Annotated in this window: 14 protein-coding genes; 5 read left to right on the plus strand and 9 right to left on the minus strand. The window is 59.2% G+C overall.

The genetic code is table 11. The features are described from left to right. Window positions 1–81: 81 nt before the first annotated feature. The 7 genes from cmk to mtnA form a co-directional block, all read right to left on the minus strand. On the minus strand, window positions 82–771 hold the full coding sequence (cmk, locus tag KVG95_RS00245; protein ID WP_123723142.1) for a (d)CMP kinase: 690 nt from the start codon (window positions 769–771) through the stop codon (window positions 82–84). Further along, a complete protein-coding gene (locus tag KVG95_RS00250; protein WP_264082242.1) occupies window positions 768–2,975 on the minus strand; it encodes a bifunctional prephenate dehydrogenase/3-phosphoshikimate 1-carboxyvinyltransferase in 2,208 nt (735 codons plus the stop codon). Before KVG95_RS00250 ends, cmk begins: the two co-directional genes overlap by 4 nt. A 28-nt stretch (window positions 2,976–3,003) precedes the next feature. Continuing rightward, window positions 3,004–4,116: a histidinol-phosphate transaminase gene (gene hisC, locus KVG95_RS00255; RefSeq protein WP_063341135.1), complete on the minus strand. Its 1,113-nt coding sequence runs from the start codon at window positions 4,114–4,116 to the stop codon at window positions 3,004–3,006. A 12-nt stretch (window positions 4,117–4,128) separates the two neighbouring features. Further along, entirely contained in the window at window positions 4,129–5,223 is a 1,095-nt protein-coding gene (gene pheA / locus KVG95_RS00260; RefSeq protein WP_007899727.1) for a prephenate dehydratase, read from the minus strand. Further along, window positions 5,223–6,308 carry a 3-phosphoserine/phosphohydroxythreonine transaminase gene (gene serC, locus KVG95_RS00265; protein ID WP_052964120.1) on the minus strand — a complete coding sequence of 362 codons (1,086 nt, stop codon included), beginning with the start codon at window positions 6,306–6,308 and terminating at the stop codon, window positions 5,223–5,225. The genes pheA and serC overlap by 1 nt, the downstream gene beginning before the upstream one ends. Before the next feature lie 237 nt (window positions 6,309–6,545). Next, on the minus strand, window positions 6,546–9,215 hold the full coding sequence (gyrA, locus tag KVG95_RS00270) for a DNA gyrase subunit A (protein WP_052964122.1): 2,670 nt from the start codon (window positions 9,213–9,215) through the stop codon (window positions 6,546–6,548). Window positions 9,216–9,661: 446 nt separating this feature from the next. After that, window positions 9,662–10,738 (minus strand): S-methyl-5-thioribose-1-phosphate isomerase, encoded by a 1,077-nt coding sequence (gene mtnA, locus KVG95_RS00275; RefSeq protein WP_217854124.1) that lies wholly within the window; start codon window positions 10,736–10,738, stop codon window positions 9,662–9,664. 109 nt (window positions 10,739–10,847) lie between these two features. Here mtnA and KVG95_RS00280 point away from each other — a divergent pair, with 109 nt between their 5' ends. The 5 genes from KVG95_RS00280 (at window position 10,848) to KVG95_RS00300 (ending at window position 15,774) form a co-directional block, all read left to right on the plus strand. After that, a complete protein-coding gene (locus KVG95_RS00280; protein WP_217854125.1) occupies window positions 10,848–12,182 on the plus strand; it encodes a TRZ/ATZ family hydrolase in 1,335 nt (444 codons plus the stop codon). Between the two features lie 57 nt (window positions 12,183–12,239). Then, window positions 12,240–12,938, plus strand: coding sequence for a bifunctional 2-polyprenyl-6-hydroxyphenol methylase/3-demethylubiquinol 3-O-methyltransferase UbiG (ubiG, locus tag KVG95_RS00285; protein WP_007899720.1), 699 nt, complete (start codon window positions 12,240–12,242; stop codon window positions 12,936–12,938). Between the two features lie 4 nt (window positions 12,939–12,942). Further along, a complete protein-coding gene (gene mupP / locus KVG95_RS00290) occupies window positions 12,943–13,614 on the plus strand; it encodes an N-acetylmuramic acid 6-phosphate phosphatase MupP (RefSeq protein ID WP_217854126.1) in 672 nt (223 codons plus the stop codon). Window positions 13,615–13,731: 117 nt separating this feature from the next. Beyond that, on the plus strand, window positions 13,732–14,472 hold the full coding sequence (locus KVG95_RS00295; RefSeq protein WP_007899713.1) for a YciK family oxidoreductase: 741 nt from the start codon (window positions 13,732–13,734) through the stop codon (window positions 14,470–14,472). A gap of 375 nt (window positions 14,473–14,847) precedes the next feature. Beyond that, window positions 14,848–15,774 (plus strand): GGDEF domain-containing protein, encoded by a 927-nt coding sequence (locus KVG95_RS00300; RefSeq protein ID WP_052964127.1) that lies wholly within the window; start codon window positions 14,848–14,850, stop codon window positions 15,772–15,774. A 140-nt stretch (window positions 15,775–15,914) separates the two neighbouring features. On the opposite strand, the gene KVG95_RS00305 is transcribed toward KVG95_RS00300, so the two are convergent. Both KVG95_RS00305 and KVG95_RS00310 read right to left on the minus strand, forming a co-directional pair. Continuing rightward, the gene (locus KVG95_RS00305) at window positions 15,915–16,676 is read right to left on the minus strand and encodes an iron-containing redox enzyme family protein (protein ID WP_225922857.1); all 762 of its coding nucleotides are present in this window, start codon (window positions 16,674–16,676) and stop codon (window positions 15,915–15,917) included. Between the two features lie 77 nt (window positions 16,677–16,753). Beyond that, window positions 16,754–19,213, minus strand: coding sequence for an EAL domain-containing protein (locus tag KVG95_RS00310; protein ID WP_217854128.1), 2,460 nt, complete (start codon window positions 19,211–19,213; stop codon window positions 16,754–16,756). Between the last annotated feature and the right edge of the window lie 107 nt (window positions 19,214–19,320).

Below are 19,320 nucleotides of genomic sequence, written 5' to 3' on the forward strand. Positions count from 1 at the left end.
TCCACATCCCAGACGATGTGGGTTACGTTCATTTAAAGAAACGGCACAGGACTATGACTGGTCCCCTGGGTCGTTTCTTGGTCACCCGGCGATATCGCGAATGGCGATTTCACTCATGATGCGTTCCAGCACCTGATCGATGGATAATTCCGTGGAATCCAGCTGGATGGCGTCAGCCGCCGGTTTGAGCGGGGCTACCGCTCGCTGGGTGTCGCGCTCATCGCGCGCACGTATCTCATCTAGCAGACTCGACAGACTAACACCATCGACTTTGCCCTTCAACTGCAAGTATCGACGGCGCGCACGCTCCTCGGCACTGGCGGTCAGGAAAATCTTCAATGGCGCGTCGGGAAATACCACCGTGCCCATGTCGCGACCATCGGCCACCAGACCCGGTGATTCCTGAAAGGCCCGCTGGCGCTGAAGCAGCGCCTCACGAACGGCGGGCAACGCAGCAACCTGCGAGGCGCCCGAGCCGATACTTTCGGTGCGAATGATATCGCTGACTTCATCGCCTTCCAGAATAATGCGCTGCAACTGACCGTCGGTCGCAGCGATGAATTGCACATCCAGATGAGCGGCAAGTTTTTTCAGCAGCTCTTCATTCGTCAGATCGACGCCATGGTTATACGCCGCGAACGCCAGCAATCGATACAGCGCACCGGAATCCAGCAAGTTCCAGCCCAGGCGCTTGGCCAGCATCCCTGCGACTGTGCCCTTGCCAGAGCCGCTTGGCCCATCAATGGTGATGACCGGTGCGATGATTTTCACGACTGAGCCTCTTGTGCAACGCGGATACCGACCTGCGCACACAGCGCGAGGAAGTTCGGGAACGAGGTCGCAACGTTGGCGCAATCATGGATGCGGATCGGTGCGCTAGCGCGCAAAGAAGCCACGCTGAAAGCCATGGCAATCCGGTGATCGCCGTGACCGTGCACTTCGCCGCCGCCGATCTGGCCGCCGTCGATGATGATGCCGTCCGGGGTTGGCTCGCACTTGACGCCCAACGCCAGCAGACCATCCGCCATCACCTGGATCCGGTCCGACTCCTTCACGCGCAGCTCTTCGGCGCCACGCAGCACAGTGCGCCCTTCGGCACATGCAGCGGCCACGAACAGCACCGGGAACTCGTCGATAGCCAGTGGAACCAGCGCCTCGGGGATCTCGATACCTTTGAGTTTAGCTGCCCGTACGCGCAGATCCGCTACCGGTTCGCCGCCAACTTCACGCTGGTTTTCCAGGGTGATGTCAGCGCCCATCAGGCGCAGGATGTCGATCACGCCGGTACGGGTCGGGTTGATGCCGACGTGCTCAAGCACCAGCTCCGAACCTTCGGCAATCGACGCCGCCACCAGGAAGAACGCCGACGACGAGATATCGCCCGGCACTTCAATGTGGGTCGCGGTCAACTTGTGGCCGGACTCGACCGAGGCAGTCGCGCCGTTGACGGTCACCGGGTAGCCGAAGCCGCGCAGCATGCGCTCGGTGTGGTCGCGAGTCGGTGCCGGCTCGGTGACGGTGGTCTTGCCTTCGGCATACAGACCAGCCAGCAACAGGCAGGATTTAACCTGGGCGCTGGCCATCGGCATGGTGTAAGTCAGGCCCTTGAGCTTGTTGCCGCCACGAATGGTCATCGGTGGACGACCTTCAGCAGCGGTCTCGATCACGGCGCCCATTTCACGCAGCGGATTGGCCACGCGATTCATCGGACGCTTGGACAGCGAGGCGTCGCCGGTCAGCGTGCTGTCGAAGTTCTGCGCAGCCAACAGGCCAGACAGCAGACGCATCGAAGTGCCGGAGTTGCCCAGATAGATCGGGCCCGGCGCAGGCTTCAGGCCATGCAGGCCGACGCCGTGAATGGTCACACGACCGTGGTGCGGACCTTCGATGACGACACCCATGTCGCGGAAAGCTTGCAAGGTCGCCAGAGCGTCTTCGCCCTCGAGGAAACCTTCCACTTCGGTGACGCCTTCAGCCAGGGAACCGAGCATGATCGAACGGTGGGAAATCGATTTGTCGCCCGGTACACGAATCCGCCCAGTCAGGCGGCCACCAGGTTGTGCCAGGAAAATCAGATCGTTGGAATTCATAGCGTCCACATAGGCCCGGCGGGCCAGGATTTTACTGAAATGCTCGCGGGCAACCCGGGCGCGAGTGAACACGCCCAATAATTGGTGCCCATCCCCTGCATCGACCGCGTCGCGCAAGGCGTCGAGGTCGCTGCGAAATGTATCGAGTGTGCGCAGGACAGCTTCGCGGTTGGCGAGGAAGATGTCGTGCCACATGACCGGGTCGCTACCGGCGATTCTTGTGAAATCGCGGAAACCGCCCGCAGCGTAACGGAAGATCTCAAGATTTTCATTGCGTTTGGCCAACGAATCGACCAAACCGAACGCCAGCAAGTGCGGCAAATGGCTGGTCGCCGCCAACACTTCGTCGTGACGCTCGACCTGCATGTGCTCGACGTCTGCGCCCAGTTCGCGCCACAACCGGTCAACCACTGCCAGCGCGGCCGGGTCGGTCTGATCCAGCGGCGTCAGAATGACTTTATGGCGACGGAACAGTTCGGCATTGGAGGCTTCCACCCCGCTCTGCTCGGAACCGGCAATCGGATGCCCCGGCACGAAACGCGTTGGCATACCGCCAAACGCTTCGGTCGCCGCGCGCACCACATTACCCTTGGCGCTACCGACGTCGGTCAGAATCGCTTGCCCCAGATTCATGCCCGCCAACAGCGCGAGCAATTTCTCCATGGCCAGGATCGGCACCGCCAGCTGAATCACGTCAGCGCCCTGGCAAGCCTTAGCCAGGTCTTCTTCGCAGCGATCCACCACGCCCAACTCGACCGCCAGCTTGCGCGACTGCGGGTCGAGATCGACCCCGACCACTTCGCGGCACAGACCGCTTTCACGCAAACCCTTGGCAAACGAACCGCCGATCAACCCCAGGCCGACCACCACCAGGCGACCGATCATAGGTTGAGCAGATTGCAGTGCAGTGACATCAACCACGAGCCATAACCTTGGTCAGCGCCTCGAGGAAGCGGCTGTTTTCAGCCGGCAAACCAATGGTGATACGCAGGTGGTTCGGCATGCCGTAGTTGGCCACCGGACGCACGATCACACCTTCACGCAGCAACCCCTCGAACACAGGAGCGGCAACGCGACCCAGATCGACACAGATGAAGTTGCCTTTGGATGGAATCCAGCTCAGACCCAGCTCGCGGAAACCCGCTTGCAGCTGCTGCATGCCGGACTCGTTCAGGCGACGGCTTTCGGCCAGGTACTCGACGTCTTGCAACGCGGCACAAGCGGCAGCCAGCGCGAGACTGTTGACGTTGAATGGCTGACGCACGCGATTCAGCACATCGGCGACGATGGCCGAGGACAAGCCGTAACCGACCCGCAGCGACGCCAGACCATAGGCCTTGGAGAAGGTGCGCGAGACCAGCAGATTCGGATAGGCCGCCAGATAGTCCAGGCCATCGGGCAAGTCGCTGCCTTCGGCGTATTCGATGTAGGCCTCGTCCAGCACCACCAGCACATGAGCCGGTACGTCCTGCAGGAAATCATCCAGCGCTTGGGCGTCGAACCAGGTCCCGGTCGGGTTGTTCGGGTTGGCAATGAACACCACGCGAGTATCGGCATCGATCGCGGCCAGCATGGCCGACAGATCATGACCCCAGTCTTTGGCCGGGATCACTTTTGCCTGGGCACCGACGGCCTGGGTCACGATCGGATAGACCGCAAACGCATGCGCGCTGAACACCGCGTTCAGGCCCGGCGCCAGATAGGCGCGCGCCACCAGCTCCAGAATGTCGTTGGAGCCGTTGCCCAGCGTCACTTGGTTCAGCTCGACGCGACACTGATCGGCCAGCAGGGTCTTGAGCGCAAAACCGTTGCCGTCCGGATAGCGGGTCAGCTCGGTCAGCGCTTCGCGAATCGCTGCCAGCGCCTTGGGACTGGCGCCCAACGGGTTTTCGTTGCTCGCCAGTTTGACGATATTGGCCGGATCGAGGTTCAGCTCACGAGCCAGTTCGTCCACGGGTTTGCCCGGAACGTAAGGCGAAAGTTGTTGCACGCCCGGCTGTGCCAGAGCGAGGAAGTTGCCACTCATTTGCTACCGCCCTTAGAGAACTGCTTTCGGGTAGGAACCCAGCACTTTGAGTGCTACTGCTTCCTGACTGATCTTTTCCAGCACACCTTTGACCAGCGGGTCGCGGTGGTGGCCGACGAAGTCGATGAAGAACACGTAGGTCCATTTACCGCTGCGCGACGGACGGGTCTCGATGCGTGTCAGGTCGATGCCGTTGTCATGGAACGGCACCAGCAGCTCGTGGAGCGCGCCGGGTTTGTTGCTCATGGAGACGATGATCGAGGTCTTGTCGTCGCCGGTCGGCGGTACTTCCTGGCTGCCGATCATCAGGAATCGTGTGGAGTTGTCCGGACGATCCTCGATTTTTTCGGCCAGACGAGTCAACCCATACAGACCAGCGGCCATGTCGCCGGCGATCGCCGCCGAGTTCCACTCACCCTTGACCCGCTTGGCCGCTTCGGCGTTGCTCGAAACCGCCACGCGCTCGACATTCGGGTAATGGGCGTCCAGCCACTTGCGGCACTGGGCCAGGGACTGGGCGTGGGAATAGATACGGCTGATGCTGTCGGTCTTGGTGTTTTCACCGACCAACAGGTGATGGTGAATACGCAGCTCGACTTCGCCACAGATCACCATGTCGTGCTCGAGGAAGCTGTCGAGGGTGTGGTTGACCGCGCCCTCGGTGGAGTTTTCCACCGGGACCACGCCAAAGTTCACCGCACCGGCCGCGACTTCACGGAACACTTCGTCGATCGCTGCCATCGGCTTGCTGATCACTGCATGGCCGAAGTGCTTCATGGCTGCAGCCTGAGTGAAGGTCCCTTCAGGGCCGAGGTAAGCCACCTTCAGCGGCTGCTCGAGGGCCAGGCACGAGGACATGATTTCGCGGAACAGCCGCGCCATCTCTTCGTTGCCCAGCGGCCCCTGGTTACGCTCCATCACACGCTTGAGCACCTGAGCTTCACGCTCAGGACGATAGAACACCGGCACTTCGCCTTCGGCCAGCGAGGCCATCTTTACTCGCGCAACTTCCTGGGCGCAACGTGCGCGCTCACTAATCAGCTCCAGGACTTTTTCGTCCAGAGCATCAATGCGCAGGCGCAGTGCCTTGAGTTCTTGCTCAGACATTAACCGTGTTCCTTCTCGAACTCTGCCATGTACGAAACCAGCGCGTTGACCGCAACAATATCGACGGCGTTATAGATGGAGGCACGCATGCCGCCCACGGAACGGTGGCCCTTGAGGTTCAGCAGGCCGCGTTCGTCGGCGCCAGCCAGGAACGGCTTATCGAGACGATCGTCGGCCAGACGGAACGGCACGTTCATCCACGAGCGGTCCGACTTGTTGATCGGGTTGCTGTACAAGCCGCTGGCGTCGATGAAGTCATACAGTGTGCGCTGTTTCACTTCATTGAGCTTGCCGATGGCTTCGATACCACCCTGCTCTTTCAGCCACTCAAACACCAGACCGGACAAGTACCAAGCCAGGGTTGGCGGGGTGTTGTACATCGAGCCGTTATCGGCCGCGACCTTGTAGTTGAGCATGGTCGGGCAAATGGAACGGGCGCGACCCAGCAGGTCTTCGCGAACGATGTTCACGACCAGGCCGCTCGGGCCGATGTTTTTCTGGGCGCCAGCGTAGATCATGCCGAAGCGCGAAACATCCACCGGACGCGAGAGAATGTCCGAGGACATGTCGGCAACCAGCGGTACATCACCGGTTTCCGGGATCCATTGGAATTCCAGGCCACCAATGGTTTCGTTCGGTGCGTAGTGAACGTAGGCCGCATCGGCAGACAGGCTCCATTCGTTCTGACCGGGGATAGCGAAATAGTCGTAAGGCTTGGCGGTGGCGGCAACGTTGACGTGGCCGTAGCGCGAGGCTTCTTCGATAGCTTTCTGCGACCAGATACCGGTGTCGATATAGTCGGCGGTGCCGCTTTCCGGCAACAGGTTCAGAGGAATCTGAGCAAATTGCTGGCTCGCGCCACCTTGCAAAAACAGCACTTTATAGTTCGAGGGGATATTCAGCAGATCACGCAGATCCTGCTCGGCCTTGGTGGCAATGGACACGAACTCATCGCTGCGATGGCTCATTTCCATGACCGACAAGCCCTTGCCGTGCCAATCAAGGAGTTCACCCTGGGCGCGCTTCAGGACAGCTTCGGGAAGCGCCGCAGGACCGGCACAGAAGTTATAGGCTCTCTTGCTCACATCCAATCTCGCTCTGATTTGGTGGTATCACGCAATAAATCACAACATCAATCGCCACGAAACTCATGTGGGAGCGGGCTTGCTCGCGAAAGCGGTGTATCAGGCGACATCAGTACCGAATGTCAGTCCGTCTTCGCGAGCAAGCCCGCTCCCACATTTGATCTTCGTGGGTGTCGAAATATTCTCAAGGGACAAACAACAAGGGGGCGAATCTTCATCCGCCCCCTGCTTGCCCGCTTACTCTTGCGGCTCTTCGTCAGCGGCGGCGTCGAGTTGCTGGTCTTCGGCAACATCGTCGATCACGACCTCACCGTCGAACACTGCACCCTCTTCACCTTCGAGCCCTTCGCCTTCCAGCTCTTCGCCTTCGACTTCCGACGGCTCTTGAACCCGTTCCAGGCCCACCAGCGTTTCATCGCTGGCCAGCTTGATCAGGGTCACGCCCTGGGTGTTACGACCCAGGCTGGAGACTTCGTCGACACGGGTACGAACCAAAGTACCCTGGTCGGAAATCAGCATGATTTCCTCGCCGTCGAGCACCTGGACTGCGCCGACCAGACGGCCGTTACGCTCGTTGCTGACCATGGCGATAACGCCCTGACCGCCACGCTTGTATTCAGGGAACTCGGTGATCGCGGTGCGCTTGCCGAAACCACGCGCCGAAGCGGTGAGGATCTGGCTGCCTTCTTCCGGGATCAGCATGGAGATCAGCTTCTGGCCTTCCGGCAGACGCATACCGCGGACACCGCGAGCGGTACGGCCCATGGCGCGGACGTCGGTTTCCTTGAAACGAGTGACCTTGCCGCCGTCGGAGAACAGCATGACTTCGCGTTCGCCATCGGTAATGGCGGCAGAGATCAGTACGTCACCTTCGTCCAGCTCCAGCGCGATCAGACCGACGCTGCGTTGACGGCTGAAGGATTCCAGCGGGGTCTTCTTCACGGTGCCTTTAGCAGTGGCCATGAAGATGAAGTGACCTTCGGTGTATTCCTCGACCGGCAGCATGGTGGTGATGTATTCATCACTGTCCAGCGGCAGCAGGTTGACCAGCGGACGACCACGGGCAGCGCGGGACGCTTCCGGAATTTCGTAGGTTTTCAGCCAGTACACTTTGCCTTTGCTGGAGAACAGCAGCAGCGTGGTATGGCTGTTGGCGACCAGCAGGTGAGCGATGTAGTCCTCATCCTTGACGCCGGTAGCCGATTTGCCTTTACCGCCACGACGCTGAGCCTGGTACGCAGCCAATGGCTGGGTCTTGGCGTAGCCACCGTGGGAAATGGTCACGACGCGCTCTTCTTCCGGGATCATGTCACCCAGGGTCAGGTCGAGACGGGCATCGAGAATCTCGGTGCGACGCACGTCGCCGTATTCGGCGCGGATCACTTCCAGCTCTTCGCGGATCACTTCCATCAGGCGCGTGGCACTGCTGAGGATGCGGATCAGCTCGCCGATCTGGTTGAGGATCTCTTGATACTCGGCCAGCAGCTTTTCGTGTTCCAGACCAGTCAGACGGTGCAGACGCAGTTCCAGAATGGCTTGCGCCTGCTCTGGCGACAGGAAGTACTTGCCCTCGCGTAGACCGTATTGCGGGTCCAGGGTCTCTGGACGGCACGAATCGGCACCGGCACGCTCAACCATCGCAACTACAGCGGAAGATTCCCACGCAGTCTTGATCAGTGCTTCCTTGGCTTCCGATGGCGTTGGCGAGGCCTTGATCAGGGCGATGACCGGGTCGATGTTCGACAGGGCAACCGCTTGACCTTCCAGAATGTGGCCACGCTCGCGCGCTTTGCGCAGCTCGAACACGGTACGACGGGTCACCACTTCGCGACGGTGACGAACGAACGCTTCCAGCAGGTCCTTGAGGTTCAGGATCCGCGGACGGCCGTCGATCAGCGCGACGATGTTGATACCGAACACCGCTTGCAGCTGGGTCTGGGCGTAGAGGTTGTTGAGAATCACCTCAGGCACTTCACCGCGACGCAGCTCGATCACGACGCGCATACCGTCCTTGTCGGACTCGTCGCGCAGCTCGGTGATGCCTTCGAGCTTCTTCTCTTTTACCAGCTCGGCGATCTTCTCGATCAGACGCGCCTTGTTCAGCTGGTAAGGGAGTTCGGTGATAACGATCTGCTGACGACCACCGACCTTGTCGATGTCTTCAATGATCGAGCGAGCACGCATGTAAATGCGTCCGCGACCGGTGCGGTAGGCTTCGATGATGCCGGCGCGACCGTTGATGATCGCGGCGGTCGGGAAGTCCGGACCGGGGATGTATTGCATCAGCTCATCGACGGTCAGTTCCGGGTTGTCGATGAGTGCCAGGCAACCGTCGATGACTTCACCGAGGTTGTGCGGCGGGATGTTGGTCGCCATACCCACGGCGATACCGCTGGAGCCGTTGACCAGCAGGTTGGGAATACGGGTCGGCATGACCGCCGGGATCATTTCGGTGCCGTCGTAGTTCGGCACCCAGTCCACGGTTTCTTTGTGCAGGTCAGCCAGCAGCTCGTGCGCCAGCTTGGTCATGCGCACTTCGGTGTATCGCATGGCCGCGGCGTTGTCGCCGTCCACCGAACCGAAGTTGCCCTGACCGTCTACCAACAGGTAACGCAGCGAGAATGGCTGCGCCATCCGAACGATGGTGTCGTACACCGCGGTATCACCGTGAGGGTGATACTTACCGATCACGTCACCGACAACACGGGCAGATTTCTTGTACGGCTTGTTGAAGTCGTTACCCAGCTCGCTCATCGCGAACAGCACACGCCGGTGCACGGGCTTCAAGCCATCGCGCGCATCCGGCAGTGCCCGCCCGACAATTACGCTCATCGCGTAGTCGAGGTAGGACTGCTTCAGCTCGTCTTCGATATTGACCGGGAGGATTTCTTTGGCCAGTTCGCCCATGAGAAGCCTGATTCCTTTTTCTGGTGAAACTTCGTCACATCCATATGGGACGAACGAAGCTCGCCGATGCAGACTGAGTGCCGTGCACCGACTTACGACAAATCAACGAGTTATGCCATGGATCTGCGCAGTAAAGGCAGCCACATCAGGCTACCCTGGAAACCGCCGGATGTTATCACAAGAGCCGCCACGCACCTATCCCCCAGATGCGCATGGAGCATAGTTAGTTGACCGGTGACAGGCTTGAAAGGGACGAGAGGGGCTTAGAGCCGTGTTGAATGGAGAATCAGGGGCTTGATCAGCGATATTTGTTGACTGTCAGGGCCTCTTCGCGAGCAAGCCCGCTCTCACATTGGATCGGTGTCGCATACAAATTCTGCGACCGACTCGGCCCAATGTGGGAGCGGGCTTGCTCGCGAAGGCAATTTATCAGACGCCAAAGAGCCTTAATGCAACCGCTTGCGGCACATCAACTGCGCCATTTTCGCCGTATCAGGCCGCTCGACGATGCCTTTCTCGGTGACAATCGCGTCGATCAAATCCGCAGGCGTCACGTCGAACACCGGGTTGAACGCATCGACATCCGCCCCCACCCGCTTGCCGCCAACTTCCAGTAGCTCGCGGCCATCGCGCTCTTCGATGGGGATTTCGTCGCCGCTGGCCAGGTTCATATCGATGGTCGAACTCGGCGCCACCACCATGAAGCGCACGCCGTGGTGCATGGCGTTGACCGCCAGTTGGTAGGTACCGATCTTGTTCGCCACATCGCCATTGGCGGTGATTCGGTCAGCGCCGACGATAACCCAGGTCACACCCTTGGTTTTCATGATGTGCGCGGCGGCGGAATCGGCATTGAGCGTCACCGGAATGCCTTCATTGGCCAATTCCCATGCGGTTAATCTCGAACCTTGCAGCCATGGCCGGGTTTCGTCGGCGTAAACGCGCTCGACCATGCCCTCGATGAAAGCCCCGCGAATCACCCCCAGCGCCGTGCCGAAGCCGCCGGTGGCCAGTGCGCCGGTGTTGCAGTGCGTGAGGATCGCCTGGGCATTGCCCTGATGTTTGCGGATCAGGTCGACGCCCAGTTGAGCCATGGTCAGGTTGGCTTCGCGATCGCTTTCATGGATGGCGATGGCTTCCGCCTCCAACGCCGCCAGAGGGTCTGCGTCTTCCTTGAGGCGGTCCAGGCGGTCACGCATGCGACTCAAGGCCCAGAACAGATTAACCGCTGTTGGACGGGAATCGGCCAGTAACGCGTAATCCTCTTCCCACGCTGCCTGCCAGTCACCGCCCTCGGCAATTCGGGCGCGGGCTGACAGCACCATGGCATACGCCGCACTGATGCCAATGGCCGGCGCGCCGCGCACCACCATCGAACGAATGGCTTCGGCCACACCCGTGGCGCTGGTGTAGGCGATCCAGGTTTCCTCGAACGGCAAAATACGCTGATCCAGCAGATACAGGGTGCCATCACGCCAATCGATGGCCTTCACCTTCTCCGCAGCCAACAGTCGATCGCGCATCCACTTACCCCGCACTCATGAACAAAAGCCGCCGATTATAGCGATCCCCCCGCGAAGACGCTCGGGTATACTTCGCCATCCTTTACAAAAGCACTGGAACCGACTTTCGATGCCGACCCCCACCGCTGCGCTCGACCTGTTATTGCTGCCGACCTGGCTGGTACCCGTCGAACCGGCTGGCGTGGTCCTTAAAGAGCATGCCCTGGGCATCCGCGACGGTCGTATCGTATTTATCGGCCCGCGTGCAGCAGCCTTGAAGTTTAACGCAACCGAAGTTCGCGAATTGCCGGACATGTTGCTCGCCCCTGGGCTGATCAATGCTCACGGGCATGCGGCAATGACGCTGTTCCGCGGCCTGGCCGACGATCTGCCGCTAATGACCTGGCTGGAAAACCACATCTGGCCGGCCGAAGCCAAGTGGGTCGACGAGGCTTTCGTACATGATGGCACTGACTTGGCCATTGCCGAGCAGATCAAAGGCGGCATCACCTGTTTCTCCGACATGTATTTCTTCCCGAAGGTCGCCAGCGAACGCGTACATAACAGCGGCATTCGCGCCCAGATCGCCATTCCGATCCTCGATTTCCCGATTCCAGGCGCCGCCACGGCGGATGAAGCCATTCGTCAGGGCGTCGAATTATTTGGCGATCTCAAGCATCACGAGCGGATCAAAATCACCTTTGGGCCCCATGCACCCTACACCGTGGGCGATGAAACCCTGGAAAAAATCCGGGTGATCGCCGAAGAGCTGGACGCCTCGATTCACATGCACGTCCATGAAACCGCTTTCGAAGTGCAGCAGTCGGTCGAGCAGTGCAGCGAGCGCCCGTTGGCCCGCCTTGGCCGCCTGGGCCTGCTCGGGCCGCGCCTCCAGGCCGTTCACATGACCCAGATCAGCGATGAAGACCTGGTGCTGCTGGTAGAAAGTAACACCAATGTGATTCATTGCCCGGAGTCGAACCTGAAGCTGGCCAGCGGTTTCTGTCCGATCGAGCGCTTGTGGCAGGCCGGGGTCAATGTGGCGGTCGGCACCGATGGCTCGGCCAGCAATAATGACCTCGACCTGCTCGGTGAAACCCGCACCGCTGCGTTGTTAGCCAAGGCCGTCGCCGGTTCCGCCACGGCGCTGGACGCCCATCGCGCCCTGCGCATGGCCACGCTCAATGGCGCCCGTGCGCTGGGAATCGAAGCCGAGACGGGTTCGCTGGAAGTCGGCAAAGCGGCGGACATCGTTGCGTTCGACCTGTCGGGCCTGGCACAGCAACCGGTCTACGACCCGGTTTCGCAGCTTATCTATGCCACTGGCCGCGATTGCGTTAAACACCTTTGGGTCGCCGGCAAGCAACTGCTCGACGATCGCCGCCTGACCCGCCTGGATGAGGCGCAACTGTGTGCCACTGCCAAGGCCTGGGGCAGGCGCATCAGCGGCCATACCGAATCGTAAGCACCCTGGACCAAAACCGGGGCAACAGGATTTTTCAAGTTTTAGAGGACTGACACCATGAGCAACGTCGACTACGCCGAAATCGCCAAATTCGAAGCCCTGGCCCATCGCTGGTGGGACCGCGAAAGCGAGTTCAAACCGCTGCACGACATCAACCCGCTGCGGGTCAACTGGATCGACGAGCGCGTCCATCTGGCCGGCAAGAAAGTCCTCGACGTCGGTTGCGGCGGCGGCATCCTCAGCGAAGCCATGGCCCAGCGCGGCGCGACCGTCATGGGCATCGACATGGGCGAAGCGCCGCTGGCCGTCGCTCAACTGCATCAGCTGGAATCCGGCGTGAGCGTCGAGTACCGGCAGATCACCGCCGAAGCCCTGGCCGAAGAAATGCCAGAGCAGTTCGACGTGGTGACATGCCTGGAAATGCTTGAACACGTGCCAGATCCGTCATCAGTGATCCGCGCCTGTTTCAAAATGGTCAAACCGGGCGGCCAGGTGTTCTTCTCCACCATCAACCGCAACCCGAAGGCCTATCTGTTCGCCATCGTCGGCGCCGAATACATCATGAAGCTGCTGCCGCGCGGCACCCACGACTTCAAGAAATTCATCCGCCCTTCGGAGCTTGGCGCCTGGAGCCGCATGGCCGGCCTGACCGTCAAGGACATCATCGGCCTGACCTACAATCCGCTGACCAAGCACTACAAACTGGCGGCCGATGTCGACGTCAATTACATGATCCAGACCCTGCGCGAGGAGTAAGCCGATGCGTATCAGAGCAGTCCTTTTCGACATGGACGGCACCCTGCTCGACACCGCGCCGGATTTTATCGCCATCTGCCAGGCGATGCGCGCTGATCGTGGTTTGCCGCCCATCAACACCCAATACATTCGCGATGAAATTTCCGGCGGCGCCAAAGCGATGGTCGCCGCAAACTTTTCCATGGACCCGGAATCGCCGGGGTTCGAGGAACTGCGTCAGGAATTTCTCGACCGCTACCTCAAGGGTTGCGCGGTCCACAGTCATCTGTTCGACGGCATGGCCGAGGTGCTGGAAAAAATCGAAAAGGCCAACCTGATCTGGGGCGTTGTCACCAACAAACCGGTACGTTTCGCCGAGCCGATCATGCAGCAGCTGGGCCTGGCCGAACGTTCGAAGGTGCTGATTTGCCCCGATCATGTGAAGAACAGTAAACCGGATCCGGAGCCGTTGATCCTGGCGTGCAAGATGCTCGACCTGGACCCGGCCAGTGTGCTGTTTGTGGGCGATGACCTGCGAGACATCGAGTCCGGCCGTGATGCTGGCACCAAAACCTGCGCGGTGACCTACGGTTATATTCATCCGGACGATAACCCGAAGCACTGGGGCGCGGACGTGGTGATCGATCATCCCCTGGCGCTGGTCGAGGTGTTGGATAACCCTTTGTGCAGTTGCTGATTCAAATCAAAAAATCGCAGCCTGCGGCAGCTCCTACAGGAGACCGCGATCGGCGTAGGAGCTGCCGAAGGCTGCGATCTTTTTCGGCCCTGTTAACGGATTATGTTGAGGTTTTTTATGTTTGATTATTCCGCCCGCCCTGAATTGCTCAAGGACCGGGTCATCCTGGTCACCGGCGCTGGCCGTGGCATCGGTGCTGCCGCTGCAAAAACCTACGCCGCCCATGGCGCCACCGTGTTGTTGCTGGGCAAGACCGAAGCCAATCTGACTCAGGTCTACGACGAGATCGAAGCGGCCGGGCATCCACAACCGGCCGTGATTCCGTTCAACCTGGAAACCGCACTGCCTCATCAATACGATGAACTGGCAGCCATGATCGAGACCGAGTTCGGCCATCTCGACGGCTTGCTGCACAACGCCTCGATCATCGGGCCGCGCACACCGATCGAGCAGTTGTCCGGCGAGAACTTCATGCGCGTCATGCACGTCAACGTCAACGCCATGTTCATGCTCACCAGCACCCTGTTGCCACTGCTCAAGCTGTCTCAGGACGCCTCGGTGGTGTTCACCTCCAGCAGCGTCGGTCGCAAGGGTCGTGCGTACTGGGGCGCGTACGGCGTTTCCAAATTCGCCACCGAAGGCCTGATGCAAACCCTGGCCGACGAAGTGGATACAGTGGCACCCGTGCGCTCCAACAGCATCAACCCCGGCGCTACCCGCACCAGCATGCGCGCTCAGGCCTACCCCGGTGAAAACCCGCTGAACAACCCGACACCCGAGGAGATCATGCCGGTCTACCTTTACCTGATGGGTCCGGACAGTACCGGCATCAATGGCCAGGCGTTCAACGCTCAGTAACGCCCGTGCGTCGCTTTTCTGCCGCGACGGCTTCCCGCCGCGGCACTCGAACTCGGTGGTAACTACCCCCGCTTCAAGTCAAATAAATGTCATAACCCTCCGCAACTCCTCTCGCATGACCTTCCAGCATTTTGATTTTTAAAGCTTTTTATTCGACTGAACCGAATGGCACGACTTTCGCTCTAATTTTGTTCAGACACGCCGTGTGAAAGCAGACGAGGCGGAGCTTCAGCCGAGAGGTCACCTAATCTTCGGCAAAGCGGACTAAACTCGTGCCAAATGTCCTACGGGACTGATGGACCAGTATGACGCGCAGCCCAAAGCCGCTCTCACCCAGCCTGTAAGACAGCCTTACTGCTTAGGGGCTCACGCCATATGAAATCACCTTCCCAGACCAACGCAATTGACTTCGACAGTGCCAAATTGCAACGCCTGGGCTTTGGTCAGCAGCCTCCCCTCCTGGAGCGGCCCGTCAGTCTTGCGCAGTTGCGCCAAGCGCTGGGCCTGCAACTGCAAACCAGTCTTGAGCCGCAACGCATTCTCGGACTTTTCTTCCGTGAAATTCAGCGCATTGTGCCGCTGGATGCCTTGAATTACGAACATCAGCCCAGCGACTTGCGCCTGCAATTCGGTGCACGGGGTCATCATTCAATCAGCTACAGCCTCAGCCATGAAGGCGAGCAATTGGGTGAGCTGGTATTCCGTCGCAATCAGCGTTTCAGCGAAGAGGAACAGGGCAACCTGGAGTCACTGTTGTCGACCCTGCTCTTCCCCATGCGAAACGCCCTGCTCTACCGAGCGGCCACCCAAAGTGCATTGCGTGATCCGCTGACCGATACCGGCAACCGCATTGCTATGGATCAGACGCTGGAACGGGAAATCGAGATGTCGCGGCGACACTCGCAGCCCCTGTCGCTGTTGATGCTGGACATCGATCACTTCAAACACATCAACGATACCTACGGGCACAGCGCCGGCGACGAAGTGCTGAAGGCCGTCGCAGCCTCAATCAAAAACCAGCTGCGCAACGTCGACATGGTGTTCCGGTTTGGTGGCGAAGAGTTCCTAATCCTGCTTTCCAACACCAGCCGGGAAGCTGCGGCCATGATCGGTGAACGACTGCGGTTTGCGGCGCAGGCTCAAGACTATGAGGCCGAGGGCAAGATGATCGAGCTGACGGTGAGCATCGGTTGCTCGACCCTGCTACCCGGCGAGTCTGCCGAGAGTTTGTTGCGACGGGCCGACAGTGCGTTGTATGTGGCCAAGCGTGAGGGGCGTAACCGCCTTGCGATGGCGGGCTGATATTTCAGCAACGCTGCATAACCCATGTGGGAGCGGGCTTGCTCGCGAAAGCGGTCTGACATTCAGCATCTCTGTTGAATGTTAAGCCGTCTTCGCGAGCAAGCCCGCTCCCACATTTGGTTTGTGTTGCTTTCAGAGGATCAGCTTTCGGCCAGCTCCATCCGCTCACGGGCTACCGGGGTTTTCACTGCCAGTTCCAACTGCATGCAACGTTCCAGGAACAGATACATGTAGTCGTAACTTTTGCAGACAGCCTGGCGCAATTCCACTTGCAGTGCTTTGCTCGGGTTCATACCCGCCAGGGTGCAGATGATTTCCAGCGCTTCCCATGGATGGGCATCGTCATACTGGGCGTGCATCTTCAACCACTTCATGGCCCGCTTGCGATCTTCCTCGGGGAACGCTGCCGCGTAGACACCATTGGAGCAAACCAGGGCCGACCACTCCCCCGTCGCCCCTTCGATGGCGTAGTTGGTGGCGGCGATGGCCACGATCAGCGAATCCGACGAACTGGTGTGCCAGCACCAGTGGCTCAAGGCGTGAAGCTCAGGGGCCACCTGTTGGGCTTGCAGATCTTCCAGGCTGACACCGTGAGCACGGCTCCAATGCACCCAGTAATCGGCATGGTTCAATTCGACGCGAATGTTGCGCATAAGCCAGCGACGCGCCATGTCTTCGCCAGGATGGCGCGCAAAACGGGTCTTGGTCAGGTTCTGTGCCATGTATAAAGCGAACTGTTCGACCACCGGCCAGCCACCAATAAGGTACTGCCGCATGGTTTTTGCGCTGAGTTTGTTATCGCGCATGCGTTGATACAGTTCGTGTCCGACAACCCGGCGCTTGCTCTCGCTGCAATCCTGGATCAGTTGCTGAGCCCAGGCGGGATAACTTGCGGCTTCCATGAGTGGTCCGGTTCTGTTGAATGTGTCGATCACTGTCGCGCTCCTTTTGATTGTGATTTTTTAGATCAGCAAGAGTTTCAACGGAACGTGCCCGGCGCCTTGAACAACAAAGGTCGGGGCCGGGCAGGACGACTTTGCAAACTATCCCAGGTAAACAGATGCGGGCGTTCAATCACATACCCTTGAGCGTAATCCACCCCGATCTCCAGCAATGCCTGCTCGATCTGAGGTGTTTCAACGAACTCGGCAATCGTGCGCTTACCCATGACATGACCGATGTGATTGATCACTTCGACCATGGCGCGGTTAATCGGGTCGTCCAGCATATCCTTTACGAAACTCCCGTCGATCTTCAGGAAGTCTACAGGTAAATGTTTCAAATAAGCGAATGAGGACATACCGGCGCAAAAGTCATCCAGCGAAAAATGACAACCTAAGCCTTTGAGTTCATTGATAAATCTAATTGCACTACCCAGATTTGCAATCGCGCTGGTTTCTGTAATTTCAAAACAAATCATTTCGGGCGGAATTGAATATGCAACAAACTGTTCACGAAGGAAGTCCAGAAACGCCTCATCGCCGATAGTAGTACCTGACAGATTTATCGCACACATGGCCAACGGCCCTTCGCGCTCTTCAGCGATGCACTGGGCAATGACTTTGAAAACGTTCTCCACTACCCAACGGTCAATCGACGTCATCAAACCGTAGCGCTCGGCGGCCGGTATGAAACTATCCGGCAGAATCATGCGCCCCGCTTCGTCATGCAGGCGCAGCAGGATTTCGATATGCCCGCGACCCTGCTCGTCAGCGCCAAGGGGCGCGATTTCCTGGGCGTACAGGCAGAAGCGGTCTTCTTCCAACGCTACATGCAGGCGCTGCACCCAGGCCATCTCGCCAAAGCGCAGGGACAGCTCCGAATCGTCGGCGTGATAGACCTGAACCCGGTTGCGGCCCTTTTCCTTGGCCATATAACAAGCCATGTCAGCGGCACGCAGCGAAGCTTCGAGGGTAGTCGGGCTCTGGGCCACATGCACCAGCCCGATACTCACGGTGGTCACGAACGGCCGGCCTTTCCAGACAAAGTGCAGGTTCTGCACGGTCTGGCGCAGGACTTCGGCGATTTTCTCGGCCGCTTCCGGCGCACAGTTTTCCAACAGAATGCCGAACTCATCGCCACCCAATCGGGCCAGGGTGTCGCCTTCGCGCAAACCTGATTGCAACAACGCACAGATATGCCGCAACAGTTCGTCGCCCGCGGCATGACCGCAGGTGTCGTTGACCAGTTTGAATTGATCCAGATCGAGAAACATCAAGGCATGACGCCCCGTCTGGCGCGTCAGGTTATGCAGGGCCTGTTCGAGGCGATATTCGAATTCGCGGCGATTGGCCAGCCCGGTCAGGGCGTCATGGGTCGCCTGCCAGGACAGATTGGCGATGTATTGCCGCTCCTGAGTCATGTCGTGCAGCACCAGCACGGTGCCACTGACCTTGCCCGTATTGCGAATCGGCGCGCCGACCAGAGTGACCGACACCGTGCTGCCATCCAGACGCTGGATCAGTTTGGAATGCTCGCTGCCACCGCTGAGCTGACCGCTCAAAATGTGCTCGATCAAGGTAAAGCCGTCGGCCTGAGCGTTCTCGTCCAGCAGATTGAACAACGCCGCCAATGGCAACCCCGCCGCCTGTTCGGCCTTCCAGTGAGTCAAGGCTTCGGCGGCCGGATTCATATAGGCAATCGCACCCTCGACATCCGTGGTGATCACTCCATCGCCAATCGATTGCAGAGTGATCTGTGCCCGGTCTTTCTCCAACTGCAAGGCATCGGCGAAGGCATGGCGCTGCTTGAGCAGTTTATGAGTGCGCAGCAGGGCCAACACAATCAAACCCAGCGCAGTGGCGAGGTTCGTCACCAACAGCAGTCGGAGAATCACCCGCGAGCCTTCGCCCAAGGCGTCGCTGAACGCTTTGGCGGCAGGCGTCACGCCTTCGTTGATGGTAAAAATCTGGTCCTTCCAGCGCCTGATGTCGGCATCGGTGACCTGGCTATCGGCAATGCGCTGATGCATCTCCCGCGCGACGTCATCGAGTTGCACCAGGTACGCGTCACCGACCGTCCAGAGGTCGATGGCTTTTTCAAGGTAGCTGAAGTGCCGGAAATTGAGGTACAGCCAAATAACGCTGGAGACGTCGTCCGGGTGGTTGCCACCCTTGAGGATCGCGATCCGCGCCGCCTCGATATTCGGTGGCTGATGATCCAGCGCCAGACGCAATTCATGGCCACCCTGAGGTACCGCAATCGCGTTCTGGTATTTGAGAAAAATCGTTTCGTCGCGACTGTCGGCGTAGAGATTGAGGTAATAGATGGCGTCTTTCTGGCCCTTGGACCACAGGCTCTCACCGCCGACGTAGCCGCGAACCGCCGAAAGAACGTAAAGGCTGACGCCTCCCAACAATGCCTGAAATAACACGACGGCGATAAAAGGCCAGACGATGCCCAACAACCGAGGGGTTCCGAGAGTCCTTTTTTGCTTCATGAGGTCCCTTGTCTTAACACTGCTCTATCATCGTCCGGAGATAGTGCTACAGCTAGACTAGGGTGCGTTCGTGATCCCGGCAAGTAAGAACCGGTTGTCACTGGCAA

Origin of the sequence: Pseudomonas farris, assembly GCF_019145235.1 — a bacterium.
Classification (GTDB): Bacteria; Pseudomonadota; Gammaproteobacteria; order Pseudomonadales; family Pseudomonadaceae; genus Aquipseudomonas; species Aquipseudomonas farris.